Here is a 26211-nt window from a genome sequence, read left to right on the forward strand (position 1 = left end):
AGTGAGAAAGCTTCGCGAGGTTGCGGGGCTTGGAATCGCTGACATCAGTTTCCAAAGGAGGAGAGATGCAGACGTCGTCTAGCACCGAGACCGATGAGACCATCGGCTTAACAGGTGGCGCCGCAGCCGTCGTCGGCAGGGAAGTCGAGGCCGCCGAGGAATCCAAGCTGAGCCGTCGCGACCGTCGCGCCGTGAAGAAGGCGGCGAAGATGGCCGCCGAGGCCCATGTGGACAAGCGCCATGCGTTCAAGCTGTGGCTGTACGTGGCCCCGCTGCTGATTCTCGTGTTCCTGTTCAGCTACGTCCCGCTGTTCGGCTGGATCTACGCGTTCTACGACTACCAGCCGCCGATCCCGCTTTCCGAAAGCAAGTTCGTCGGCCTGCAGTGGTTCGAGATGATGGTGCAGAACCCGGCGCAGCTGCGCACGATCGGCCAGGTGCTGCTCAACACCTTCGCGATGTCGGGCCTCAACATCCTCACGTCGTTCCTGCCGGTCATCTTCGCGATCGCGCTCAACGAGATCCGCGCGAAGTGGTTCAAGAACCTCATCCAGACGCTCACGACGCTGCCGAACTTCATCTCCTGGGTGCTCGTCTACTCGATCGCCTTCGCGATGTTCTCATCGACCGGCATGGTCAACGACCTGCTGCAGAACCTGCATATCATCAGCGAACCGATCAAGTTCCTCGACTCGCCCGATCAGGTCTGGCTCAAGATGCTGCTGTGGAACCTGTGGAAGGGCCTCGGCTGGGGCTCGATCATGTACCTCGCGGGCATCGCCGGCATCGACCCCGAACTCTACGAGGCCGCGCAGGTGGACGGCGCGAACCGCTTCCAGCAGATCATTCACGTGACGATCCCGCAGCTGATGCCGACCTACTTCGTGCTGCTCATGCTGTCGATCTCGAACTTCCTCAACAACGGCATGGACCAGTACTACGTCTTCCAGAACGCCTTCAACCAGAAGTGGATCCAGGTGCTCGACCTCTACGTCTACAACGTCGGCATGGGCCAGAACAGCCTGTCGCTCGGCACCGCGATCTCGATGCTCAAGTCCCTCGTCTCGGTCGGCCTGCTGCTGCTCGTCAACTGGCTGTCCAAGCGCACGCGCGGCGTGGGCATCGTCTGATCCCCGGCAATCGACAAGGTTCAAGGTTTTAAGGAGTTACCATGACAACCGCAACAGCACCTGCGACCGCCAAGAAGCCGAGGAGGGCCAAGGCGAGCGTCTCCCCGGCCATGCGCCGCACCAAGGGCGAGAGGATCTACAACGTCGTGAACATCATCATCCTCACGTTGTTCGCGCTGATCTGCACCTACCCGTTCTACTATCTGATCATCAATTCGCTGTCGAACAACCAGGCGGCCGCCGCGGGCGACGTCACCTGGTGCATCAAGGGCCTGCACTGGGGAAACTACAAGACGGTGCTCGGCCTCGACGGCCTGGCGCAGTCCGCGTGGATCTCGGTGGCCCGCACCGTCATCGGCACCGTGCTCACCGTGCTTGCCTCCGCCTACCTCGGCTTCATGTTCACGCAGCAGAAGATGTGGAAGCGTTCGTTCTGGTACCGCTTCGTCGTCATCACGATGTACTTCAACGCCGGCCTGATCCCGATGTTCATCACGATGAAGAACTACGGCCTGACGAACAACTTCTGGGTGTACATCCTGCCGGCGATCGTGCAGCCGTTCAACATCATCCTCGTCAAGACCTACATCGAGTCGATCCCCGCTTCGCTGCAGGAGGCCGCGGAGGTCGACGGCGCCGGCACGATGACGGTGTTCTGGAAGATCGTGCTGCCGATGTGCACGCCGATCCTGGCGACGGTGGCGATCTTCTCCGCCGTCAACCAGTGGAACTCCTTCCAGGACACGCTGATCTACATGACCGATTCGAAGCTGTGGAGCCTGCAGTACCTGCTCTACACCTACATCAACCAGGCGAGCTCGATCGCGAACTCGGTCAAGGCGAACGCCGCGAACGCCGCGCTGTTGTCCACGGCGGCCACGCCGACGGCGATCCGCATGACCGTCTCCGTCATCGTCGTGCTGCCGATCATGTTCATCTACCCGTTCTTCCAGCGCTTCTTCGTCAAGGGCATGATGCTCGGCGCGGTCAAGGGCTGACCCATACGCGGGGAGCCGCATGGCCCCCGCCCCGATCCACGGTTTCGCAAACCGACCGACAACCAACCAGATGTGCTCATCGATGAGCCGAAGACAGAAGGATACAAGGAGGTTTCCTCATGGAAATCAGGAAGAAGATCGTCTCGGGAATCGCCGCGACGCTTTCGGCGGCAATGCTCGTCTCCGTCGCTGCCTGCGGCGGCGGCGACTCCGCGAGCGACGGACCCGACGACGGCAGCTTCATGAAGGTGGACGTGTTCTCGTCGACCGCGAACTACCAGGGCGTCCAGAAGGGCTGGTTCGCCAAGATCGTCAAGGACAAGTTCAATATGGAGCTCAACATCATCGCCCCGAACGTGGCCGGCGGCGGCGATACGTTGTTCGACACGCGCTCCACGGCGGGCAATCTCGGCGACCTCGTCATCGTCGGCATGCAGAACGGCCGTCTGCAGAAGCTCGTCAAGTCGAAGCTCATCACCGACATGACGCCGTACTACGACACGATGACGAACGTCAAGCGCTACCAGGCCGGCGTGGACTACGTGACGAAGCAGGCCGGCCAGGACGGCGTCTGGGGCGTGCCGGGCAACGTGTCCGACGAATCGCCGACGAAGTCCGCCGACGGCATCGAGCCGGCCGCCGCCCCGTACATCCGCTGGGACTACTACGCGAAGATCGGGTACCCCGAGATCAAGAACCTCGACGACTTCGCGGACGTGCTCAAGCAGATGCAGGACAAGGCGCGCGAGGAGACCGGCGACAACGACATCTACGCCGTGTCGCTGTTCAAGGACTGGGACGGCGAGATGATGCAGAACGCGATGGCCGCCTCGCAGTGGTACGGCTACTTCGCGCAGAATTCGGTGCTCGTGCCGTCCGATGACGAGGATTCGCAGATCGTCCCGGCCTCGCAGGTCGGCAGCGCCTACGACAAGATGATCGAGTTCTTCAACAAGTGCGACCGCATGGGTCTCGTCGATCCGGAATCGACGACGCAGAACTGGGACAACCTGTCAACGAAGGTGACGAACGGCAAGGTGCTCATGTCGATCTGGTCGTGGCTCGGCAAGCCGCGCATGAACAGCAACGAGAACCAGGAGAAGGGCGTCGGCTTCATGCTCGCCCCGCTGCAGGACATGGACGTGTACACGCCGGGCTTCCAGCCGGAGGGCGACGGCAACACTTTCATCGCGATCGGCTCGAAGGCGAAGAACAAGGAACGCCTCGCGAAGTTCATCGACTGGCTCTACTCGCCCGAGGGCATCTACGCCTCGGCGGCCAACTCCGGCGGCGCCGCCTGCCCAAAGGACATGTGCTGGACGCTCGATGACAAGGGCGAGCCGCAGCTCAACGAGTTCGGCGAGAAGGCGATGTTCAACTCCGACGGCCTGCAGGTGCCGGCCGAATACGGCGGCGGCTCCTACAACGACGGCATCTCGACGCTCAACTTCAAGACGGTGAACGCGAACAGCACCGATCCGAACACGAAGTCCGCGTTCAACCCGCAGCTGTGGGCGACCCAGCTCGCGAAGCAGACGAAGCTGAGCGAGGACTGGTCGAAGCACATGGACGGCGCGAAGACCGACATCGAATACCTCGAGAAGACCGGCAGGCTCGCCGTCGCGCCGGGCGCCACCTACACGCCTCCGGAGGAGGATTCGCAGATCTCAACGCTGCGCTCGTCGGTCAAGACCGAAGTGATCAACGCGTCGTGGCAGGCCGTCGTCGCCAAGAGCGAGGCCGAATGCCAGTCGACCTTCAAGGACATGGGCACGCAGCTCAACGACCTCGGCTACGCGCAGGTGCTCAAGGTCGACGAGGACAACGCGAAGGCGCTGATCAAGGCCCGCCAGGAGATCGTCAAGGAGTACGCGGACAAGCAGTGACCTTCCGGGTCGCCGCCTCCTTGCGGCACAACTGAACAACCGAGAGGCCTCCGCCGTCGCAGGGCGGCGGAGACCTCTCGGCACGGGAGCGCCGCATCCGTCGGGATGCGGCGCTCCCTGCGAATCACCTGTTGGTTCGATCATCGAACCAACTCGGACGTGACGGCCGCGGCCGACGGCGCACGTCCGGAGGACACGGGGCGCCCGGAGCGCCGTCAGACGGCAAAAGGACAACAACGAAGGGGAGTGTGTGATGATGAACGACACGACGAAACCGGACGTCACGGCGCAGCCCGAAGGCGGGGCGAAACTCGACGCGGCCGCGATGCTCGATGCCTGCGCCGTCGACGCGACGATCGCCGCCGGCCCCTACGATGCGACATGGGCGTCGCTCGCCGCGCACCGCGATCCGTCATGGTTCGCCGACGCGAAGTTCGGCATCTTCACGCATTGGGGGCCGTACACGGTGCCCGGATACCGCAACGAATGGTATTCGCGCAACATGTACATCGAAGGCTATCCGGAATTCGACCACCACCGGGCCGTCTACGGCGCGCAGCGCGACTTCGGCTACAAGGACTTCATCCCGATGTTCACGGCGCCGGCGTTCGACGCCGACGCATGGTGCGCGCTGTTCGCCCGCGCCGGCGCGCGCTACGTCATGCCGGTGAGCGAGCACCACGACGGATTCCAGATGTACCGCAGCCGGCTGTCGCGCTGGAACGCCGCCGAGATGGGCCCGCGCCGCGACGTGCTCGGCGAACTGCGCGCCGCCGCGATCGCGCACGGTCTGCGGTTCACGACGTCGAACCACCGCGCCGAACACTGGTGGTTCATGGGGCACGGCCGCGCCTTCGACTCCGATGTGCGCGAGCCGATGGCGCGCGGCGACTTCTACTGGCCGGCCATGACGCCCGAGCCGAACGAATTCGACATCGACTCCTGTCCCGCGCCGAGCGAGGACTTCCTCGACGACTGGCTCGCGCGCAACGTCGAGATCATCGACATGTATCTGCCGGAACTGCTCTACTTCGACTGGTGGGTGCAGCACCGCGCGTTCAAGCCGTATCTGCGCCGGCTCGCCGCCTACTACTACGACCATATGGCCGCGCGCGGCTTCGACGCCGCGATCTGCTACAAATACGACGCGCTCGCATGGGGCGCCGGCATCGTCGACGTCGAACGCGGCGGATTCGCCGATGCGACGCCCTTCGTCTGGCAGACCGACACGGCGCTCGCGCGCAACTCGTGGTGCCACACCGACTCGCTCGACTACAAGACGCTGCCCGAGCTGCTCGTGGGCCTGATCGACGCGGTGAGCAAGAACGGCAACCTGCTGCTCAACGTCGGCCCATGCGCCGACGGGTCGATCGACGACCGCGACCGCACGCTGCTCGAAGGCATCGGCGACTGGCTCGCGGCGAACGGCGACGGCATCTACGGCAGCCGTCCGTGGCATATCAGCGGCGAAGGCCCGACGACGCCGCAGACCGGCATGTTCGCCGACCAGCGTCCGACGCGGTGGACCTCCGACGACTGGCGCTTCACGACCCGTGACGGCGACCTGTACTGCTTCTGCCTGAACCCGGCCGGCGCCGACGAGCTCGTCTGCCGCACCTTCGCGGCCTTTGACGGTGGGCGACGACCGGCGTTCAACGGCGTCATCACCGGCGTCGAGCTGCTCGGCGAAGGGCCGGCGCCCTTTGTCAGGCGCACCGACGGCCTGCATCTGCCGTTGCCGCGCCGGTCGCGCGCCGCCGGCCATGACCGCGGCGAGCCCGTGCCGCCGATCGGCTTCCGATTGCATGTCGGCTAGTCGCACCAAGACCCGTAGACCACGACGAAGTGAATGAAGGAGACCGGCAATGACGATGATCAGCGAGGCGAACAAGCGCAAGGCCCGGGAACTGACGCGGCAGCTGACGCTCGAGGAGAAGATCGGCATGATCCACGGCGCCGCGCTGTTCCACACGGCGGCCGTGCCACGACTGGGCATCCCCGAGATGGTGTTCGACGACGGGCCGATGGGCGTACGCGCCGACACCCATGACGACAACTGGGCGCCCCGGCACAACACGCGCGACGAGGTGTGCTACCTGCCGTCCGGATCGGCCGTGGCGTCGACCTGGAACCCGGCGCTCGCGTTCGAGACCGGGCGCGTGCTCGGCGAGGAGGCGCGCGGGCGGGGCAAGGACGTGATCCTGGGGCCGTCGCTCAACATCAAGCGCTCGCCGCTGTGCGGACGCAACTTCGAATACATGAGCGAGGACCCGGTGCTCACGGCCGTGCAGGGCGACGCCTACATCGAGGGCGTGCAGCTGTCCGACGTGGCCGCCTGCCCGAAGCACTACGCGGCCAACAGCCAGGAGACCGACCGGCTCGAGGTCGACGAGACGATCTCCGAGCGCGCGCTGCGCGAGATCTATCTGCCCGCGTTCAGATCGGCGGTGCAGGACGCCGGGGCGTTGACGATCATGGGCGCCTACAACAAGGTCAACGGGCGGCAGTGCTGCGAATCCCCGGTGCTGCTGGACAGGATCCTGCGCCATGAATGGGGCTTCGACGGACTCGTCGTGTCGGACTGGGGCGGCATCAAGGACACCGTCAAAAGCGCAGAAGTGGCGATCGACGTCGACATGAACGTCACCTACGACTTCGACGGCTACTGCTTCGGGCGCCCGCTGCTCGAAGCCGTGAGGGGCGGCGAGGTCGCCGAGGCGCTCATCGACGAGAAGGCGGAGCATGTGCTCGCCGTCATGGACGCGCTCAAGATGCTCGGCGACGCGCGCAAGGGCCGCAAGGCCGGCTCCTACGCGACGATCGAGCACACGGCCAGGACGCTCGACATCGCCCGCGAATCGATCGTGCTGCTGCGCAACGACCACGACGTGCTGCCGCTCGACGGTTCCGCCATCTCGCGCCTGCTGATCGTGGGCGCCAACGCCGATCGCATCCATTCGCCCGGCGGCGGCTCCGCCGTGATCAAGGCGATCCACGAGATCTCGCCGCTCAACGGCATCAACGGCTTCGTTGGCGGCAACATCGACATCACCTACGCCAAAGGCTACGACGCCCCGCAGGTCAACCAGGACGACACCTGGCAGGAGGATAGCCTCGAGAACGCCGCGGACAAGTCGGCCGACGAGACCGAGCGCGCCCGGCGGCTGCGTGACGAGGCCCTCGCGCTGGCCCGCGACTTCGCAGCGAGCGGCGACCCGATCGTCTTCGTCGGCGGCCTCAACCACGACCACGACCTGGAGGCCTACGACCGCAAGGGCATGGGGCTTCCGTACGGCCAGGACGCGCTGATCGACGGTCTGCTCGACATCGACCCGGACACCGTGCTCGTGTTCGTGGCCGGATCGCCGGTCGAGATGCCCTGGCAGGGCAAGGCCTCCACGATCGTGTGGAATTGGTACAACGGCATGGAAAGCGGATTCGCGCTCGCCGAGACGCTGTTCGGCGCGGTCGACCCGAGCGGGCATCTGCCCGAGACGTTCCCGGTGCGCCTGGCCGACTGCCCGGCGAACTCGATCGGCACCTTCGGACTCGAAGGTCACGTCGACTATGCCGAGGACATCTACGTCGGCTACCGCTACTACCAGACGAAGGGCGTGCCGGTGCTCTTCCCGTTCGGACACGGCCTGAGCTACACGAGCTTCGACTACAGCGACCTACAGGTGCATGACATGCACGGCTCGATCCGCCTCGACTTCCACGTCACGAACACCGGCGGCCGCGCGGGCAAGGCGGTCCCGCAGGCGTACTTCACGCTCGAGGGCACCGACGAGGACCGGCCCAAGTACGAACTCAAGGGGTTCACGAAGGTCGAACTCGAAGCGGGCGAGACCAGGCAGGTCACGATCGAGATCCCGTGCGGACGGGCCTTGCGCTACTGGTGCAACGAGGCGCATGCGTTCCGCATGGCCCCGAAGGCCGCCGTGCATGTCGGCGAATCGGTCGGCGACCTGCGCCTGAGCGCTTCGGTCGTCAGGCGGCATTACGGGAAGGACGGGTGATGGCCGGGCCATGGGCGCCGGCCCCGGCGGGGATGCCGGGGCCGGCGGCGCAGGTCTCGAAATATAGAGAAGAATAACAATAATAATCTGTAGAAAAATATAGGACAACAAGACACAGGGAGACACCATGAAGTTCCTCAACGGCGGATGGCTCATCAAGGACGGCTTCGACGTCAAGTACGCGGCCAACATCTACACGGCGGACATCGAGGAGGACAGGCTCACGCTGTTCTGCCCGTTCGGCTCGCCGATCCACAACCCGGGCATGACGCTCGACGGCGGCATCCTGACGATCGAGGTGACGAGCCCGCGCGAGGACATCATCACGACGCGGCTGATCAACTTCCGCGAGGACCGCTCGCACAAACCGGCCTTCGTGCTCGACGAGGACCGGCCGCAGGTCACGATCGAGGAGACGGACGAGGCGTGGACCTTCACGTCCGGCAGGACGTCGCTGCGCATCGCCAAGGGCGAGACGATCGACTTCCTCTACAGCTACGACGGCAGGCCGATCGCGCACTCCGGATGGCGCGCGAAGGCGCTCGTGACCGATCCGGACGGCGCGCTGCACATCTCCGAACAGCTCGACCTGGGCGTCGGCGAGAAGATCTACGGCCTCGGCGAACGTTTCACGAACTTCGTCAAGAACGGCCAGTCGGTCGAGATCTGGAACGAGGACGGCGGCACCGGCACCGAGCAGGCGTACAAGAACGTGCCGTTCTACATGAGCAACAGGAACTACGGCCTGTTCGTCGACAATCCGGGCAAGGTCGAGTTCGAGATCGGCTCCGAGAAGGTCTCGCGCGTGCAGTTCAGCGTGCCCGGCCAGGAGATGACGTATTCGGTGATCGGCGGCGGGAACATGAAGGAGGTCCTCGCCAACTACACCGCGCTCACCGGCCGCGCCCCGCTCGTGCCCGACTGGAGCTACGGGCTGTGGCTGAGCACGAGCTTCACGACCGACTACGACGAGCGGACGGTGCTCGACTTCGTCGACGGCATGGCCGAGCGCGGCATCCCGCTGTCCGTCTTCCACTTCGACTGCCGCTGGATGAAGGAGCTCGAATGGTGCAACTTCGCTTGGGACGAGTCGAAGTTCCCGGATCCGGAAGGCCTGCTCGCCAAGCTGCATGAGCGCGGCCTCAAGGTCTGCGTCTGGATCAACCCCTACATCGGCCAGAAGTCGCCGCTGTTCGCGGAGGGCGCGAATAACGGCTACTTCATCAAGCGCAAGGACGGCTCGGTGTGGCAGTGGGACAAGTGGCAGGCCGGCATGGCGATCGTCGACTTCACGAACCCGGACGCCGTCGCGTGGTACCAGGGCTATCTGAGGAAGCTCGTCGCGATGGGCGTCGACTGCTTCAAGACCGACTTCGGCGAGCGCATCCCGACCGAGGACGTGCGGTATCATGACGGCGCCGACCCCGAGCCCATGCACAACTACTACACGCTGCTGTACAACAAGGCCGTCTACGACGTGCTCGTCGAGACGAAGGGCGCCGACGAGGCGATCCTGTTCGCCCGTTCGGCGACGGTGGGCGGCCAGTGCTATCCGGTGCATTGGGGCGGCGACTGCTCATCGAACTACCCGTCGATGGCCGAATCGCTGCGCGCCGGCCTGTCCTTCGGCATGTCCGGTTTCGGCTACTGGAGCCACGACATCGCCGGCTTCGAGGATCAGGCGACGCCCGACCTGTACAAACGCTGGACACAGTTCGGCCTGCTCAGCTCGCATTCGCGCTACCACGGCTCGACCGCCTACAAGGTGCCGTGGCTGTACGGCGACGAGGCCGTCGACGTGTGCCGCGAGTTCGTCGAGCTCAAGGACTCGCTGCGCCCGTATCTGGAGAAGATGGCCGTGCAGACGCACGAGACCGGCGTGCCGATGATGCGCGCGATGGTGCTCGAGTTCCAGGACGACCCGACCTGCGAGGACATCGACACGCAGTACATGCTCGGCTCCGACATCCTCGTCGCGCCGATCTTCAACGAGGAGGGCGTCGCCCGCTTCTACGTGCCCGACGCCGGCGATGGCGCCCCGTGGCGCAACCTGATCACCGGCACCGAGTACGAGCCGGGCCGCTGGTACGTCGAACGGTACGACTACCACGCGCTGCCGGTGCTCGTGCGCCCGGGAACCGATCCACGCAACGTGTGATCGCCCCTGCGGCGCCCGGGCGGCCGCGCATCGGCCGCCCGGGCATGGCCGCCCACGACGACTGACCCACGACGATAGACTGACAAGACGATTCCGTCGGCCGCGCATCGGCCGACAGTTGCACCAAAGGAGCTGCATGATGACGGCCATGTTCGACGATTTCCTGTTCGGCGGCGACTACAACCCCGAACAGTGGCCGCAGGAGAGCTGGGAGCACGACCTCGAGCTGCTTGGGCGCGCGCACATCAACGAGGCGACGATCAACGTGTTCTCGTGGGCGCTGCTCGAACCAAGCGAGGGCGACTACGACTTCTCGATGCTCGACGCGATCGTCGCGTCGCTCGACCGGCACGGCGTGCGCATCGTCATGGCGACCGGCACGGCCGCCGTGCCGGCGTGGATGGCGCGCCGCTACCCGCATGTGATGCGCAAGGCCGTCGACGGCACGCAGCAGGTCTTCGGCGGCAGGCACAACTTCTGCCCGAGCTCGCCGAAGTACCGTGAGCGCGCACGGGCGCTCGCCTCGGCCGTCGCACACCGCTACGCGGGCCATCCGGGCCTCGTCGCATGGCATGCCAACAACGAGTACGGCAACGGCGGCGGCTACTGCTACTGCGAGACCTGCGCGGCCGCGTTCCGCGACTGGCTGCGTGCGCGCTACGGCACCGTCGAGGCTCTCAACCGCGCCTGGTGCATGAACTTCTGGAGCCACACGATCCATGATTTCGACGAGGTCGTGCCGCCAGTCACCTACGGCGACGGCATCGGCACCGACAAATGCGTGATCTCGGGGCTGCAGATCGACTACCGCCGCTTCCAGAACGAGCAGATGCTCGACTGCTTCCGCCTCGAACGCGACGCGATCCGCGAGTCCGACGCCTCGACGCCGATCACGACGAACCTGATGGGCACGTTCAAGGACCTCGATTATTTCGCATGGGGCCGCGAGATGGACGTCGTCAGCTGGGACAACTATCCGGGCATGGACACGCAGCCGAGCTTCACGGCGATGTGTCACGACCTGATGCGCGGCGTCGGCGGCGGCGAGCCCTTCATGCTGATGGAGCAGACGCCGAACCAGCAGAACTGGTTCCCGTACTGCAAGGTCAAGCGTCCCGGCGAGGTCGGCAAGCTCAGCTGGCAGGCGGTCGCGCACGGCGCCGACACCGTGCAGTTCTTCCAGCTCAAGCAGTCGATCGGCGGCTGCGAACGCTTCCACGGCGCCGTCATTGGCCATGACGACTCCGACCGTTCGCGCACGTACCGCGAGGTCGCCGCGCTCGGCGCCGACGTCGCCGCGCGCGCGAAGCGCATCATGGGCTCGCATGTCGACGCGAAGGTCGCCGTCGTCTTCGACTGGGAGAACTACTGGTCGCTCGAAGGCTGCGTCGGGCCGACGCAGGGGCTGAGCTACCCGGACGAGGTGCACCGCTTCTACCGCGCGCTGTGGAAGCGCAACGTCGCCGTCGACGTCATCGAAAGCACGGCCGACCTCGAGACGCTGCGGCGATACGACCTCGTCGTCGCGCCGACGTTGATCATGGTCAAGCCGGGCGTCGCCGACAACCTCGAACGCTACGTCGAAGGCGGCGGCGTCCTCGTGACCGGATACATGTCCGGCATCCACGACGAGCACGACCTCGTCGTCGAAGGCGGCTACCCGGGGCCGCTGCGCGGCCTGTGCGGCGTCTGGGTCAAGGAGATCGACGCGGTCGCACCCGGCGCGAGCGTGCCGGTGCGGCTCGACGTCGGCGGCGGCGCGGCAGTCGACTGCGCGGGTGCGATCGTCGCGAGCATCATTGAGCCGGAGGGCGCGCGCACGCTCGCGACCTACGGCGGCGGCGACTTCTACGCGGGCACGCCGGCCGTCACCGCGCACGACGTCGGCGACGGCTGCGCGGTCTTCGTCGGCACCGCGCTCGACGAGGACGGCATCGACGCGCTCTTCGACGACGTGCTGCGCGCCGCCGGCGTCGCGACGATCGATGCGCCCGACGACGTCGAGGTCGCCAGCCGCGTCGGCGACGACGGCACCGTGTACACGATCGTGACGAACACCGGCGACCGCACGCGCGTATGGGAGCGTGCGGACGGCGGACGGATCGTGCTCGACCCATTCGCCGTGCTGCTGTTCGAGGACGGCGTGCCCGTCGCCGCGCCGGCGCGATGAGCGGCATGGCCGGGGCGCGAACCACCCCGGCCGATATCGGCGCGTCGTCGGTACAATTGGCGATGACGGACGAAAGGCAACGATCGATGACGAAACGGAGTGGCGCACATCAGGTGCTCGCGTTCGAGATCAACACGAACTTCACGCGGTACGCACTGTTCACCGACGGGCGGATGGGCATACCCGGCACTTTCGCGACGCCGAACACCGACCTCGACGAATTCTACGACGCGCTCGCGCAGGTCGTGCGCAAACTCGACGTGCGGCTCGACGGCATCGCGATCAGCATGCCCGGATTCATCAATCCGCGCACGCAGACGGCGGAAACGGCCGGCGCGCTGCATATCCTGACCAGGCAGCGCATCGGCGCCGAACTGACGGCGCGGCTCGGCATGGACGTCCCCACATGGATGGAGAACGACGCGAACTGCGCGGCGATGGCCGAGAAGATGACCGGCAACGCGAGGAAATGCGACGACTTCGTGCTCTTCACGCTCGACATGGGCATGGGCGGCGCGCTGTTCCTCGGCGGCAAGCTGCGCCGCGGCAAGGACTGGCGCGCCGGCGAGCTCGGCATGATGATCATCAACTACGATTCGGCCGGAGCTCTGCCGCTGCACGACTTCGTCTCGACGATGAACCTCTCGCAGTGGTACGCCGAGGAATTCGGCGTCAGCGCGGGAGACATCCTGCCGAGCACGTTGTTCCACAAGCTCGACGACCCGCGCGTACGCGCGATCGTCGAACGGTGGCTGCGCTACGTGGCGGTCGGCATCTTCAACACCGTCGCCGCCGTCGACCCGCAGATCGTCCTCATCGGCGGCAGCATCAGCCGCGAGCCGGCGCTCGTGCCGATGCTCGAGGACGCGCTGAACGCGATCCGCGACTGGAAGCCGTTCAAGACGCAGATCAAACGCTGCAGGCACAGCGGCAACGCCGGCCTCATCGGCGCCTATTACATGTTCGTCGAGGAGGTCGTCGAAGGCGGCGGCGTCGGGGACGCGCTCGCCGTCGCCGCGCGCTGAGCGCGGCGGCCGCTCAGCCGCGCTCCTGCAGTGTGTACGGCAGCAGGCAGCTCGCGTCGTCGGCGTCGAGCTCCGACGGGTCATAGCAGCCCTCCCACGTCGCGCGCGGGAAGATGAAGTCGCTGAAGCGCACCCATTCCTCGAGCAGGTCGATCGATTCGTCGGCGAGCCAGCGCTGCTGCAGGCCGTCCATCGCCGACTGCGCGAGCGTGAACAGGTCGAAGAAGCGCTCCTCGGTCATGCCGCGCGGCAGCAGCCAGTTCATCGAACCGATCATCTCCCACAGCCGCATATGGCGGCCGGTGAAGAAACGGTGGGCCGGATGGTCGGGGTTGAGCGCTTCGCCGCTGAGGACGCAGAACAGCTGGATCATCTCCGGGCGTTGCATGTTGTACAGCACCGTGTTCAGGCAGTAGCGCGGATAGCAGTAGATGCGGTGGCCGTCGCCGTCGACGGCCGACGCGCTCAGCGCGGCGAACTCGTTCGACTCGGTCGTGTCGTAGCCCTCCGTGAGCACCATGTGCAGCAGGTCCTCCTTGGAGTCGATGTAATGGTAGAGCGCGGCCTCGCTGATGCCGATCTCGTCCGAGATGTCCTGCAGCGACATGCCCCAGTAGCCTTTGACGGCGATCGTCTTCGACGCGGCGCGCAGGATCTGCAGATGCCGCTCCTCCTGGCTCATGCGCTTGCGCTTGACGAAGCGCTTGCCGGAGGTCGTGTCCCGCACCGTGACCTCATGGGAGGCGAGCAGCGGCTTGCGCGGCTCGCGGGAGATGCCATGCTGGTCGAGGATCTGCTGCCATGCGGCGACTGTCATCATAGGTCCTTTGCTCGGCGTCGCGTCGACGACGATCGACGATGAAGGCGGGGATCGGGCGTGCGCGGGAGGACGCGGCCCGCCGTGCACGCATGCGGTGCACGCCGTGCACATAGTGTAGCGCGCGTGGTGTAGCGGCGTGCACCGTTGGCGCGCGTGCGTGCGCGGACGGTGCACGCCGTCCGGACTCAGCGTCCGAGGACACGGTCGAGCCAGGCGAGGGCGAGCCGCGGCCAGACGTCGACGCCCGGTTCGATGCCGGTGTGGCCGCCCCACGCGGTCTCGGCGGTCGCGAGCGACAGGCCATGGCCGCCGGTTGGGAACAGATGCGCCTCGATCGGCACATCCGCGGCCTTGCAGGCGGCGATGAGCAGCAGCGTGTTCTCGACCGGCACGCAGTCGTCGGGCACCGTGTGCCAGACGAAGACCGGCGGCGTTTTCGCGTCGATGTGCTCCTCGATCGAGACCTCGCGCATCATGTCGGGGTCGGGGTAGCGGTCGCCGAGCAGCGCGCGGAAGCTGCCGTCGTGGCGGTCCTCGCCGGCGCTGACGACCGGATAGGAGAGCATCAGCCCGGCCGGGCGCAGCATGTCCGGGTCGTAGCCGTGGACGCGCAGCACGTCGTCGGAGGCGCTCGTCGCGAAGTCGGCGGCCAGATGGCCGCCGGCGGAGAAGCCGATGACGGCGATGCGCGACGTATCGACGTGCCACTCGTCGGCGTGCCCGTGCATCAGCCGCACCGCCTCGGCCACTTCGAGCACGGCGGTCGGATAGACGGACGGCTTGCATGAGTAGTGCAGCACGAAGGCCGCGCAGCCGTGCGCGAGGAAACGGAACGCGATCGGCTCGCCCTCGCGGCCGGTCGTCATCTCGTAGCCGCCGCCGGGCAGCACGAGGACTGCCGGACGGCGGCGGTCGGGATCGATGTCCGGATAGTTGTCGGGGATGTAACCGGCGAAGCGCGCGTCGGTGCCGTCGATGCCGGCGATCGTGGTCTCGAAATACTGCATGACACTCCTTTGTTCGGGTCGGCGGCGGCGTTGCTGTCGCCGGCGCGGGGGACGGACGGTCCTCGACCCATATTAGTTCATTCGTCGAAATATATGGGTCGGCGCATATGCGCGTCCGTCAGATCCATGAGTCGAGCCACATATGGCTCAGCCAGAACTCGTAGGGCACCGGCATCGCCGTCCAGATCGGGTAGAAGAAGACCGAGATGAGCGTCGTCACGGCGAGCACGCAGCCCAATGCCGCATGCCACGGCGCGGGCGTGCAGGTCTCGCGGATCCAATCGAGCACATAGCAGATCGCGAGGATGATCCACGGCAGCAGCACGATCGAATAGAACGTGAAGGTCGTGCGGTGCAGATACTGCGCCCACGGCAGCCAGCCGGCGAGGAAGCCGGCGAGCACGGCCCAGATGCGCCAGTCGCCGCGCTTCCGGATCGCGATGCCGATCGCGACGAGCGCGCACAGCGAGCCGAGCCACCAGATGATCGGGTTGCCGAGCGACGTCACCGCGGCGACGCATTCGCTTTTCGGTGCGAGCGAACACAGGCCGGGATGGCCGGAAGGCTTCTCCCAGTAGAAGCTCGTCGGACGGATCTGCAACGGCCAGGTCAGCGGGTTCGCCTTGTAGTCGTGCGGCGCGTCGAGCGTCGTATGGAACTGCCACATCTGCCGGTGGTATTCGACGAAGGAGCGCAACGTCGGCGGCAGCCATGCGACGCCCTGGCCGGGATGGGAGAGCGCCCAGTCGTGCATATAGGAGTCGGGGTGGATGAACCAGCCGATCCACGTCGCCAGATAGCTCAGCGCGTACAGCGGGACCATATACAACGCGGCGAGCAGCCCGGAGCCGAGGCCGGCGTTGAGCAACCAGCGCCGGTAGCCGGCCTGATGGTACAGCCATGCGTCCCACAGCACACTGATGACGCAGAAGACGGCGAAGAAATAGGTGCCGGACCATTTGACGCCGGTCGCCAGGCCGAGCAGCACGGCGGCGCCGACGCGGTACCAGGAGCATGCGATCTGCGGCGGCTTGGCGTCCGGGTCGGCCTCATACGCGGCGACCAGGCGCCGGCGCGACCAGTCGCGGTGCATGACGAGCAGCATGAACGCGCCGAGCGTGAACACCATGATGAAATTGTCGAGCAGGCCGGTGCGGCTCAGCACGATGCCGACGCCGTCGATCGCCATCAGATAGCCGGCGACGAGCGCTATCGGCATGTTATGCCACAGGCGCAGCGCCAGACGGATCAGGATGACGATCGCCGCGACGCCGGCGAGCGCCGTCGCGATGCGCCACGCGTAGACGTGCTGCGCACCGCCGCACAGCCTGAGACCCAATGCGATGAGCCATTTGCCCATCGGCGGATGCACGACGTATTCGGCTGAATCGAGCCATCCGCCGACGTCGCCGGCGGCGAAGGGGATGTTCGGGCTCACGCTCGCGCCGTCATAGACGACGCTATCGGGCCAGTCGCGCGGTTCGCCGGTGGCGAGCATCGTCCACGCGTCCTTGACGTAGTAGGTCTCGTCGAAGACGACGGCGCGCGGCTCGCCGAGACGCACGATGCGCAGCAGCGCTCCGAAGAGCGCGACGATGAACGTCAGTCCCCACGAGACGGGCGCCGACGGCGGGGGTGTGCGCAGGCCGCGGGCGTGCGCGCTGGCGTTTCCGGCCGCGAGGCGGCCGTGCCGCGGCCGCGTGAGCGCGAACATGACGTTGGCGAAGGATCTGGCAACGGACATCATCAAGCCTCCCCGGACATCGCGGCGCCGGCGATGCCGTCGTCCGGCGCACGTATCCCACGCTACCGGAGGTCGTGTATGGCGTGCGTGGAGCGGATGCCGGGACGGGGCGTTTGGGGGACGCGCGCGGCATACTGAAGGCATGACGGCAGACATTATCGATGATGACGAAACGCGCGGCGACGGCCTCGCGGGGACGGATGCGGCGATGGGCCGCGGGACGCGGGACGGCGAGGGCGTCGACGTCGAGATCGGCGACGCCGTGCTCGACGTGCATGTTCCACGTGGAACGGTCGTGCTCGCGGCGACGCCGATCGGTAACACGGCGGATGCGTCGGCGCGCCTCGTCGCGCTGCTCGAACGCGCCGACATCGTCGCCGCCGAGGACACGCGCCGCCTGTACGCGCTCGCGAACCGCCTCGGCGTGCATGTGGCAGGGCGCGTCGTCGCCAACCACGACCACAACGAACGAGGCAAGGCCGACGGGCTGCTCGACGAGGCGGCCGCCGGCGCGACGGTGCTCGTCGTCTCCGACGCCGGCATGCCGACGATCAACGATCCGGGACTGGCGATCGTGCGGCGCGCGATTGAACGCGGACTGCCGGTGACCTGCGCTCCCGGTCCGTCCGCCGTGCTCGACGCGCTCGCGTTGTCCGGACTGCCGACCGACCGCTTCTGCTACGAGGGCTTCCTGCCGCGCAGACACGCCGAGCGCGTGCAGCATCTGCGCGCGCTCAAAGGCGAACGGCGCACGATCGTGTTCTACGAGACGCTGCACCGCATCGCCGATGCGATGGCTGACCTCGAAGAGGTCCTCGGCCCCGACAGGCCGATGGCGCTGTGCCGCGAGCTGACGAAGGGCTACGAGCAGATCCGGCGCGGCACGATCGGCGAGATCAGGCAGGGCGTCGAGGACGACCCGCCGCGCGGCGAGATGGTGCTCGTCGTCGGCGGCGCGCAGGACGGCGAGGAGGACGGCGGCGAGACCCCGGGCGCCGAGGCGCTCGCCGCGCTCGCGATGCGCTATGCGCAGGAGCATGGCGTGCGCATCAAGGACGCGATCGCGAAGGTCGTCGCCGAGCATCCGGGCGCGGACGGCGCGCTCGCGAACAAGAAACAGGTGTATGCGGCCGTGCTCGCCGCGCGCGACGCCCGCTGAACCGGCGCACGCCGGACGCTAGGCGCGCGAGCGTTCGACGGAATCGAACAGCATCTGCAGCGTCTCGCGCACGCCGGGGCCGCCCTGCTGGGAGATGTATTCGAGCAGGTTCGCGTCGGCGGTGCGGTTGACGATGACCCATTTGCGCAGGCGCGGCGCGTGGCGCGCGATGTGCCACAGGACTTCGATCGGCGTGTCCGGATCGCTCGCGACCGTCGGCGTCAGACGGATCGGCGGCTCCGGCGGCGTCAGCGGCTCGATGCATGGTTCGCCTATGGAGCAATCCTCGGTTCGCGTCGATTCGAGGCGGTGATGGGCCGCGCGTGCGCGTTTCGCACAGCCGCGACGATGAAACACAGACATGGAAAATCCCCCGATGATCGTCGATAATTGGATACTGTAGCCGCCGGTGTCGAACAACGGCGGCGGTATGGGCGGCGGCGCGGCGGCCGCCGTCGACGTGGTCAGGCGATGCAGGCGAAATCGGCGATCACCTCGCGCGCCCGCTGCGCCGCATGCAGGTAGGCGCAGCCCTCGAGAATGAGCAGGCAGTCCTCGATGTCGATGGTGAAATGGCGCAGCAGCCGCAGGATCAGCTCGTCGAGCGACTGCTCGTAGATGTCCTCCGGCGGGCACATCGCCAGATCGCAGACCGTGCGCTCGGGCGTCGTGACGGTCAGCGGCCCGACCAGCTGCGTCTGCTTCGGCGGGACGCGCCGCTCGCGCACGTTGATCGGGCGTCCCATCAGCGGCGCGCGGTAGTGCGTCGTCGACAGGACGTCGACGGCGCTCGGGAACTCGCCGCCGAGCCAGACCCATGCCGCCGCGCGGCCGCAGGCGACGAGCTGCGGGTTCGGCAGCATCGCCGCGACGATCGCGGCGCGGCCGTACAGCGTCTCGCCGTCGGTGCTGCGGTAGGCGTGGCGTTCGTCGAGCGCGACGAGCGCGCCGGCGCGCACGAGGTTGCGCATCGCGAAGGGTCCGGGGAGGTTGTCGTAGGTGTACAGGACCGTCTGCGCGGCCGCGTCGCCGCCGGCGTCCATATGGCGGCTCCTCGCGCCGTCCGGGGCGGCGTCGCCATGCGGCGGCCGCGTCGCGTCGCGGCGGGGGAAGAGGCCGTCGACGCCTGCGTCGTCGTAGGTGAAGCAGGCCGCCTTGCGCAGGTCGATGCGCGGCTGGCGGCGTTTGCCGTCATGCGCCGCGTCGGGTCGCCCGTCGTCCGCCGGCGGCTGCCACAGCGGCAGCATCGGCTGGTAGGCCTCGGTATGTCGGTCATGAACGCCCATCAGTCATGCCTCCTCTCGTCGTCTCCGGCTCACGCCGGCCGCTCGCCGGCGCGCCTTCGCGCATCCGGTCGTGGTGCGCGGCATGTCCGGCCGGGTGACGAAGCCCGTGGCGTCGGTTGCCGTCGATCGATGGCCGGACACGCCATGCATGCGCCGTCGGCACGGGATGTGCGTCATGGCGCGTGGGATGAGCGTAGGGTCGGGGCGTGGGGACGTGCAAGACGAGCGGCGAATAATGTGCAAATGTGGATAACCGGCGTGGGATGCCCACCGCATGTGGATGGCGATGTGGACGGCGCGGAGCGTTGTGGACATCGTCGTGGATGCATCCACACGCTATCCACATGAGCCACATGCCGGTCGCACGGCGGTTGTTGGCATTGTGCCTTGCGGTACGCCCGGACGGGACGGTGCGCGGATGACGGCGTGATCGCATAGGACGGATCTGCACGCCTGCAGCGGTGCGCCCGCACGCCGCTGCAGGCGGGCCCTCGCGTGATGCGATGGTGTCCGCGTGCTGCCGGATAATCGGCGCATGACTCATATTATGGTGAATGTCGCTTGGCCGTATGCGAACGGCCCCCGTCATATCGGCCACGTCGCGGGCTTCGGCGTGCCTTCGGACGTCTACGCGCGCTACCAGCGCATGAAGGGCAACGACGTGCTCATGGTCTCCGGCACCGACGAGCACGGAACGCCGATCCTCGTCGAAGCGGACAAGGAAGGCGTCACCCCGCAGGAGCTCGCGGACCGCTACAACCGCGTCATCGCCTCCGACCTGTGCAAGCTCGGCCTGAGCTACGACCTGTTCACGCGCACGACGACGAAGAACCACGAGCTCGTCGTCCAGGAGCTGTTCCGCCAGTGCCTCAAGAACGGCTACATCTACAAGGGCACGCAGAAGGTCGCGATCTCGCCGTCGACCGGACGCACGCTGCCGGACCGCTACATCGAAGGCGAATGCCCGATCTGCCATGCGCCGGGCGCGCGCGGCGACCAGTGCGACAACTGCGGCAACGAGCTCGACCCGGACGAGCTGATCGACCCGGTCTCGAAGATCAACGGCGAGACGCCGATCTTCCAGGAGAGCGAGCACTACTTCCTTGACCTGCCGGCGCTCGCCGACGCGAACCTCGCGTGGCTCAAGACGCGTCAGGGCTGGCGCACGAACGTCCTCAACTTCTCGATCGGCCTGTTCCGCGAGGTCAAGCCGCGCGCGATCACGCGCGACATCGACTGGGGCATCCCGATCCCGGTCCCCGGCTGGATCGACAACCCGAACAAGCGCCTGTACGTGTGGTTCGACGCCGTCATCGGCTATCTGTCCGCGTCGGTCGAATGGGCGCGCCGCTCCGGCGACCCCGAGGCGTGGCGCAAGTGGTGGAACGACCCGTCGACGCCCGGCTACTACTTCATGGGCAAGGACAACATCACGTTCCATTCGCAGATCTGGCCCTCCGAGATGATCGCCTACAACGGCGGCGGCTCGAAGGGCGGCGAGGCCGGCCAGCTCGGCCCGCTCAACCTGCCCGAGCAGGTCGTGGCCTCCGAGTTCATGACGATGGAAGGCAAGAAGTTCTCGTCGTCGCGCGGCATCGTCATCTACGTCAAGGACATCCTCGAACGCTACCCGGTGGACGCCGTCCGCTACTACATCTCGGTCGCCGGCCCGGAGAACTCCGACTCCGACTTCACCTGGTCCGAGTTCGTCCGCCACAACAACGAGGAGCTCGCCGCGTCGTGGGGCAACCTCGTCAACCGCGTCGCGAACCTCATCGCGAAGAACTTCGGCGAAGTGCCGCCGATCGCCGAGGACAAGCTGACCGACGAGGACCGCGCGCTGCTCGCCGAGTCCGCGGCCGCCTTCGAGACGGTCGGCTCGCTCATCGAGACGCATCATCAGAAGAACGCGCTCAACGAGGCGATGCGCCTCGTCGGCGACATCAACAAGTACATCTCGGCGACCGAGCCGTGGAAGATCAAGGACGATTCCGATCGTCTGGGTACGGTGCTCCATGTGGCGGCGCAGGCGGTGCTCGATGCGAACCATCTGCTCGCGCCGTTCCTGCCGCATTCGGCGCAGAAGGTGTGGGAGGCGCTCGGCGGCACCGGCACGTTCTCGCCGCTGCCGCGCATCGAGGAGGTCACCGATCTCGACGATCCGGCCTTCCGCTACCCGGTCATCACCGGCGACTACGTGCTCGGCGAGACGCTGCGGCCGTGGAAGAGCGAAGCGATCGAGGTCGGCGCGAAGGTCGCCAAGCCGACGCCGATCTTCGCGAAGATCCCGACCGAGGCCGTCGACGAGGAGCTCGCCCGCTTCGAGACCGCGCTCAACGCGCGCCGCGAGGCCGAGGCGCAGCGACTCGCCGCCGAGCAGGCGAAGCTCGCCGAGTAATCGTGGATCGGCGGCCGCGTCGGGGAACGTGCGGCCGCAGATGCCGAAGGCCGGCGCGGAACGGATGGCGTCCGTCCCGCGCCGGCCTTCCATATACGCCGATGATGTGTGGCCGACGATTGCGCATGGGTGGCCGGTTGCGATCATGTGCGGTGCGGTGTGCGCCGGTTGTGTTCGCGTAGGGGGGTGCTTGCGATCGCTCCGGGTGCGGTTCGCGTCGACTGCGTTCGCGGGGGACGGCCGATTGCGGACCGATGCGGCGCCCGCGCGGCGGTATGGCGGGAGGCGGTTCCGCTGGGGGCGAAGACCTGCGGCGATGGGGCGGTGCGGCGGGCAGGGGTGACGGCTGCCTGCGGGCTGTACGTGCAAAACGTTGGAATGACGCCGATTTTCCGCTAGAATCGAGCGTCGCGCGCGCGGCCGTCGCCGTCTGATTTCCCCGTGCCGCACGTGTTTTCAGGTAATTTTCAGAAAATCGTAGCGTCGTACTCAGCAACGGAAGGTTATATGAAACATGTCAGCGATCACAAGCTCGCCGGCGAGGTTCCTTCCAAGAACCCCATAACTGAACCCTTCTTCTCTCTTCTCTCTATAGAAATGCCGGCGGCCTTCTCTCCGCCGGCTTTTTCTTTGCCTATGCGCGCCGCCGCCGCGGGCGTCATTCGACCGTGTCGGTGATCATCGCGTACTGCGATTCGACGAGCCGCCAGTAGTGGCCGCGTTTCGCCATCAGCTCGTCGTGCGTGCCCTGCTCGACGATTCGCCCATGGTCGATGAAGCAGATGACGTCGGCGTTCTCGATCGTGCTCAGCCGGTGCGCGATGATGAAGCTCGTGCGGCCGACGAGCAGATGGTCGAGCCCCGCCTGCAGCGCCTCCTCGGTCTTCGTGTCGATGTTGCTCGTCGCCTCGTCGAGGATCAGGATCCGCGGGTCGGCGAGCAGCACGCGCGCGAAGGCGATGAGCTGGCGCTGGCCCATCGACAGCGTCGAGCCGTGCTCCTCGACGACCGTGTCGTAGCCGTCGGGCAGATGCTCGATGAATTCGTGCGCGTGCACGGCCTTCGCGGCGCGTTCGATCTGCTCGTCGGTCGCGTCGAGCCTGCCGTAGCGGATGTTGTCGCGGATCGTGCCGGAGAAGATGAAGGTGTCCTGCAGCATGACGCCCATCTGCCGGCGCAGCGACGCGAGCGTCACGTCGCGCACGTCGTGCCCGTCGATCGTCACCGATCCTTCGGCCACGTCGTAGAAGCGCGACAGCAGGTTGATGATCGTCGTCTTGCCCGCGCCGGTCGGTCCGACGAGCGCGACCGTCTGCCCGGGCCGCACATGCAGGTCCACAAGATTGAGAATGTTCCTGCCATCCGGCTCGTAGCGGAACATGACGTCGTTGAAATCGACGTCGCCGCGCACGGGCGGCAGCTCGACCGCGCCGGGCGCGTCGGTGATCTCCGGCTGCACGTCCATCGTCTCGAAGATGCGTTCGAGATACGCCGAGCAGGTGATCAGCTGGTTGTAGAAGTTGCCGATGTTGATGACCGGGTTCCAGAAGTTGTTCGCATAGCCGATGAACGCGATCAGCGTGCCGGTCGTCGCCGCGACGCCGCCGATGTTCATGATGCCGACGTAGTACAGCAGCGCCATCGTGCTCATCGAGACGATCTCGATGCTCGGCCACATCAGGAACTGCAGATGCACCGACCGCATCCACGCCGTGCGCACCGCGCCCTGCTGCTCCTGGAACGTGCGGTACTGCTCCTGTTCGCGCGCGAAGGTCTGCGTCGTCTTGACGCCGGCGATCGATTCGTGGATGAAGGCGTTGAGGTTGCTCTGCTTGTTGGACAGGTTCTGGTACGCCTTGCGCTGGAAATGCTGCAGCACGCGCACGGCGACGATGAGCAGCGGGAACAGCACGAGGCTCCACAGCGTGAGCCGCCAGTCGATGACGAACATGATGACCAGCGTGATGACGAAGGTGAACACGTCGGAGATGACGTTGATCAGCCCCGAGCTGAGCGTGTCCGACAACGTGTTGACGTAGTTGACGACGCGGATCAGGATCTTGCCGTGCGGCCGCGAGTCGAAGTAGCTGAACGGCAGCGTCTGGATGTGCGTGAACAGGTCGCGGCGCATGTCTTTGAGCATGAGCTGGCCGACGCGCGTGATCTCCAACGTGCGGTAGCGCAGCCCGATCTCGTACAGCACGATCAGCGCGAGCATGGTCAGCGCGATCCAGCCGAGTAACGCGTAGTCGCCGTGCGGCAGCACGTCGTCGATGACGACCTTCGTCAGATACGGCACGCTCACGGCGATGCAGCTCATCGACATGACGACGGCCACGATCCTCGCGATGCGCGCGCGGTACGGCCTCATGTAGACGGTGATGCGTCTGAGGTCGCCGAGATTGATCTGCTCCTCGAGCTCCTCGTCCTCGCGGAAGGTGTTGCGTTTCGCCATCGTATCTCCTCCTTTCTGCGTCCGCCGCGCTCAGCGTGCGCCCGTCTCGTCGTCGGTCGTGTACCCCTGCGCCTGCCCGGACTGCGCGCCGAGCTGCCTGTGGTAGATCGCCCGGTATCTGCCGTGCTTCGCGACGAGTTCCTCATGGGTGCCGCGTTCGACGATGCGGCCGTGCTCGAGCACGAGGATGAGATCGCTGTCCTTGATCGACGAGATGCGGTGCGCGATCGTCACGATCGTCTTGTCACCGTCGAGTTCGTTGAGATGACGTCTGATCTTCGCCTCCGTCTCCATGTCGACGGCGCTCGTCGTGTCGTCCATGATCAGGATCGACGGGTCGTCGGCGATCGCGCGCGCGAGGCTCAGCCGCTGCTTCTGACCGCCCGACAGGCCGACGCCGCGCTCGCCGACGACGGTGTCGTAGCCTTCGGGCATCCGTTCGATGAAGTCGTCTGCGCCGGCGATGAACGCGATGTGCCTGATGTATTCCGGCGACGGCGTGCGCCCGCCGTCCACGCCGAAGCTGATGTTGCCGCCGATCGTGTCCGAGAACAGGAAGGTGTCCTGCGCGACGACGCTCACCTGCGAGCGCAGCGTGCGCAGCGGCCAGTCGCGCGCGTCGACGCCGTCGATGAGGACGCGCCCGTGCGTCGGATCGTAGAAGCGCGCGATCATGTTGACGAGCGTCGATTTGCCGGCGCCGGTCTCGCCGAGGATGCCGAGGCGCGCGCCGGCGGGGACCGCGAAGTCGATGTCGGTCAGGATCGGCGTGTCCGGGTCGTCGGGGAACGCGAAATCGACGTGTTCGAAACGGATCGCGCCGTTGATGTGGTCGGGCGCCGCCGCGTCCGTCGTCGTCGCGGCGCCATGGCCGTCGCCGCCGTCGGTCCGCGGATGCAGCTCCCGGATGCGCGGCGTCGCCGTGAGCAGGCGGCGGATCTTGACGCATGAGGCGTTGAAACGCTGCCAGTCGTTGACGAGCCAGCCGGACTGGCGGACGGGGGAGTCGATCATCCACAGATACGAGCTGAAGGCGACGAGGCCGCCGAGCGTCATGTTGCCCTTGAGCACGAGGAAACCGCCGAGCGCGATCGTGATGAGCTGCAGCGAGAAGCCGAGGCCGTCGAGCCACGGCATGTAGCGGCGCGTGTTGAGCGCCATGTCCATGTTGCGCTCCATGTAGTCGTCGTTGCGTTCGTCGAACTTCTCCGTCTCGTGGTCCTCGCGGACGAAGGCCTTGACGACGCGGTTGCCTTCGATGTTCTCCTCGACCATCGAATTCATTGACGCGAGCGAGTCTCGGATCGCGAGGAACAGCGGCTTCGCATGCTGCGACAGCTTGCGCGTGAGCACGAACAGGAACGGCGTGACGCAGGCGAGCGCGAGCGCGAGCCGCCAGTCGATCGACGTCATCATTGCGAGCGCGCCGACGAACATGACGACGCAGTTGATCGCCTGGTAGCTCACCCAGCTGAGCAGATGGCGGATCGCGTCGGTGTCCGAGGTCATGCGGCTCATGATGTCGCCGGTGCGCGTGTGGTTGAAGTAGTCGAAGTCGAGCGTGTGCAGCTTCTCGTATTCGTCGCTGACGAGACGGAAGACGGTGTTCTGCCCGAAGCGTTCCATCCACATCGCGTTGCCGTAGTAGGCGACGTCGCGCACGATCGTGACGACGATCATCAGGATGCACAGCTTGGCGAGCAGCTGGAGCTGATGCTGTTCGATGACCTGGTCGACGATGCGCGCCGAGATCAGCGGCGTGACGAGCGCCATCGCCGCGCTGACGGCGTAGAGCGTCAGGCCGCCGACGGCGCGCGGCAGGTCGGGTTTGCAGTAGGCCATGAGCCAGCGGAGATTGCCGGCGTGCTCGTTGCGTTTCGGATCGACGTACATCGGTGTGTCAGAGCTCCTGTGCGCTGCGGTTCCTCGAGGCGGATAAAATTCATTCGATGAATT

At 66.4% G+C, this 26211-nt stretch carries 17 protein-coding genes; 10 read left to right on the plus strand and 7 right to left on the minus strand.

All coding sequences use genetic code 11. The features are described from left to right. Positions 1-65 precede the first annotated feature (65 nt). The 8 genes from D2E22_RS07605 to D2E22_RS07640 all read left to right on the plus strand — a co-directional run bounded on the left by D2E22_RS07605 (position 66) and on the right by D2E22_RS07640 (position 13386). Entirely contained in the window at positions 66-1130 is a 1065-nt protein-coding gene (locus tag D2E22_RS07605) for an ABC transporter permease (RefSeq protein WP_206431401.1), read from the plus strand. 41 nt (positions 1131-1171) lie between these two features. Next, on the plus strand, positions 1172-2128 hold the full coding sequence (locus tag D2E22_RS07610; RefSeq protein ID WP_241218312.1) for a carbohydrate ABC transporter permease: 957 nt from the start codon (positions 1172-1174) through the stop codon (positions 2126-2128). 119 nt (positions 2129-2247) lie between these two features. Next, the gene (locus D2E22_RS07615) at positions 2248-4014 is read left to right on the plus strand and encodes an extracellular solute-binding protein (protein ID WP_126032501.1); all 1767 of its coding nucleotides are present in this window, start codon (positions 2248-2250) and stop codon (positions 4012-4014) included. Positions 4015-4267: 253 nt separating this feature from the next. Beyond that, complete coding sequence (locus D2E22_RS07620; RefSeq protein ID WP_241218324.1) at positions 4268-5830, plus strand: alpha-L-fucosidase; 1563 nt, start codon at positions 4268-4270, stop codon at positions 5828-5830. A gap of 49 nt (positions 5831-5879) precedes the next feature. Then, positions 5880-8033 carry a glycoside hydrolase family 3 C-terminal domain-containing protein gene (locus D2E22_RS07625; RefSeq protein WP_126032502.1) on the plus strand — a complete coding sequence of 718 codons (2154 nt, stop codon included), beginning with the start codon at positions 5880-5882 and terminating at the stop codon, positions 8031-8033. Between the two features lie 127 nt (positions 8034-8160). Next, positions 8161-10191 carry an alpha-xylosidase gene (gene yicI / locus D2E22_RS07630; RefSeq protein ID WP_126032503.1) on the plus strand — a complete coding sequence of 677 codons (2031 nt, stop codon included), beginning with the start codon at positions 8161-8163 and terminating at the stop codon, positions 10189-10191. A 136-nt stretch (positions 10192-10327) separates the two neighbouring features. Further along, positions 10328-12361 carry a beta-galactosidase gene (locus tag D2E22_RS07635; protein WP_241218315.1) on the plus strand — a complete coding sequence of 678 codons (2034 nt, stop codon included), beginning with the start codon at positions 10328-10330 and terminating at the stop codon, positions 12359-12361. A gap of 86 nt (positions 12362-12447) precedes the next feature. Continuing rightward, complete coding sequence (locus D2E22_RS07640) at positions 12448-13386, plus strand: ROK family protein (protein WP_126032504.1); 939 nt, start codon at positions 12448-12450, stop codon at positions 13384-13386. A 13-nt stretch (positions 13387-13399) separates the two neighbouring features. Here D2E22_RS07640 and D2E22_RS07645 read toward each other — a convergent pair whose 3' ends face one another. The 3 genes from D2E22_RS07645 to D2E22_RS07655 all read right to left on the minus strand — a co-directional run bounded on the left by D2E22_RS07645 (position 13400) and on the right by D2E22_RS07655 (position 16957). Continuing rightward, complete coding sequence (locus D2E22_RS07645) at positions 13400-14206, minus strand: TetR/AcrR family transcriptional regulator (protein ID WP_241218317.1); 807 nt, start codon at positions 14204-14206, stop codon at positions 13400-13402. A 185-nt stretch (positions 14207-14391) separates the two neighbouring features. Beyond that, a complete protein-coding gene (locus D2E22_RS07650) occupies positions 14392-15213 on the minus strand; it encodes an alpha/beta hydrolase (protein WP_126032505.1) in 822 nt (273 codons plus the stop codon). Between the two features lie 118 nt (positions 15214-15331). After that, positions 15332-16957: a dolichyl-phosphate-mannose--protein mannosyltransferase gene (locus D2E22_RS07655; protein WP_420897250.1), complete on the minus strand. Its 1626-nt coding sequence runs from the start codon at positions 16955-16957 to the stop codon at positions 15332-15334. Between the two features lie 208 nt (positions 16958-17165). Between D2E22_RS07655 and rsmI the strand changes: the two genes are divergently transcribed. Then, on the plus strand, positions 17166-18116 hold the full coding sequence (gene rsmI / locus D2E22_RS07660; protein WP_126032531.1) for a 16S rRNA (cytidine(1402)-2'-O)-methyltransferase: 951 nt from the start codon (positions 17166-17168) through the stop codon (positions 18114-18116). Between the two features lie 18 nt (positions 18117-18134). Here rsmI and D2E22_RS07665 read toward each other — a convergent pair whose 3' ends face one another. Further along, positions 18135-18479, minus strand: coding sequence for a variant leucine-rich repeat-containing protein (locus D2E22_RS07665; RefSeq protein WP_241218321.1), 345 nt, complete (start codon positions 18477-18479; stop codon positions 18135-18137). A gap of 101 nt (positions 18480-18580) precedes the next feature. Next, entirely contained in the window at positions 18581-19402 is an 822-nt protein-coding gene (locus D2E22_RS07670; protein WP_126032506.1) for a hypothetical protein, read from the minus strand. A gap of 535 nt (positions 19403-19937) precedes the next feature. Here D2E22_RS07670 and metG point away from each other — a divergent pair. Then, positions 19938-21800, plus strand: a complete 1863-nt coding sequence (gene metG, locus D2E22_RS07675) for a methionine--tRNA ligase (protein ID WP_126032507.1) — start codon at positions 19938-19940, stop codon at positions 21798-21800. A 658-nt stretch (positions 21801-22458) separates the two neighbouring features. Here metG and D2E22_RS07680 read toward each other — a convergent pair. Both D2E22_RS07680 and D2E22_RS07685 read right to left on the minus strand, forming a co-directional pair. Beyond that, the gene (locus tag D2E22_RS07680; protein ID WP_126032508.1) at positions 22459-24255 is read right to left on the minus strand and encodes an ABC transporter ATP-binding protein; all 1797 of its coding nucleotides are present in this window, start codon (positions 24253-24255) and stop codon (positions 22459-22461) included. Between the two features lie 30 nt (positions 24256-24285). Continuing rightward, positions 24286-26148 (minus strand): ABC transporter ATP-binding protein, encoded by a 1863-nt coding sequence (locus D2E22_RS07685; protein ID WP_126032509.1) that lies wholly within the window; start codon positions 26146-26148, stop codon positions 24286-24288. Between the last annotated feature and the right edge of the window lie 63 nt (positions 26149-26211).

This window comes from Bifidobacterium castoris (assembly GCF_003952025.1).
GTDB classification, from domain to species: Bacteria; Actinomycetota; Actinomycetes; order Actinomycetales; family Bifidobacteriaceae; genus Bifidobacterium; species Bifidobacterium castoris.

Coding starts and splice junctions, on each gene's coding strand:
- D2E22_RS07620 (WP_241218324.1), top strand. CDS start 4,268: ATGATGAACGACACGACGAAACCGGACGTCACGGCGCAGCCCGAAGGC.
- D2E22_RS07605 (WP_206431401.1), top strand. CDS start 66: ATGCAGACGTCGTCTAGCACCGAGACCGATGAGACCATCGGCTTAACA.
- D2E22_RS07635 (WP_241218315.1), top strand. CDS start 10,328: ATGATGACGGCCATGTTCGACGATTTCCTGTTCGGCGGCGACTACAAC.
- rsmI (WP_126032531.1), top strand. CDS start 17,166: ATGGGCCGCGGGACGCGGGACGGCGAGGGCGTCGACGTCGAGATCGGC.
- D2E22_RS07645 (WP_241218317.1), bottom strand. CDS start 14,206: ATGATGACAGTCGCCGCATGGCAGCAGATCCTCGACCAGCATGGCATC.
- D2E22_RS07670 (WP_126032506.1), bottom strand. CDS start 19,402: ATGGGCGTTCATGACCGACATACCGAGGCCTACCAGCCGATGCTGCCG.
- D2E22_RS07625 (WP_126032502.1), top strand. CDS start 5,880: ATGACGATGATCAGCGAGGCGAACAAGCGCAAGGCCCGGGAACTGACG.
- D2E22_RS07655 (WP_420897250.1), bottom strand. CDS start 16,957: ATGTCCGTTGCCAGATCCTTCGCCAACGTCATGTTCGCGCTCACGCGG.
- D2E22_RS07685 (WP_126032509.1), bottom strand. CDS start 26,148: ATGTACGTCGATCCGAAACGCAACGAGCACGCCGGCAATCTCCGCTGG.
- D2E22_RS07640 (WP_126032504.1), top strand. CDS start 12,448: ATGACGAAACGGAGTGGCGCACATCAGGTGCTCGCGTTCGAGATCAAC.
- D2E22_RS07650 (WP_126032505.1), bottom strand. CDS start 15,213: ATGCAGTATTTCGAGACCACGATCGCCGGCATCGACGGCACCGACGCG.
- metG (WP_126032507.1), top strand. CDS start 19,938: ATGACTCATATTATGGTGAATGTCGCTTGGCCGTATGCGAACGGCCCC.
- D2E22_RS07665 (WP_241218321.1), bottom strand. CDS start 18,479: ATGTCTGTGTTTCATCGTCGCGGCTGTGCGAAACGCGCACGCGCGGCC.
- yicI (WP_126032503.1), top strand. CDS start 8,161: ATGAAGTTCCTCAACGGCGGATGGCTCATCAAGGACGGCTTCGACGTC.
- D2E22_RS07680 (WP_126032508.1), bottom strand. CDS start 24,255: ATGGCGAAACGCAACACCTTCCGCGAGGACGAGGAGCTCGAGGAGCAG.
- D2E22_RS07610 (WP_241218312.1), top strand. CDS start 1,172: ATGACAACCGCAACAGCACCTGCGACCGCCAAGAAGCCGAGGAGGGCC.
- D2E22_RS07615 (WP_126032501.1), top strand. CDS start 2,248: ATGGAAATCAGGAAGAAGATCGTCTCGGGAATCGCCGCGACGCTTTCG.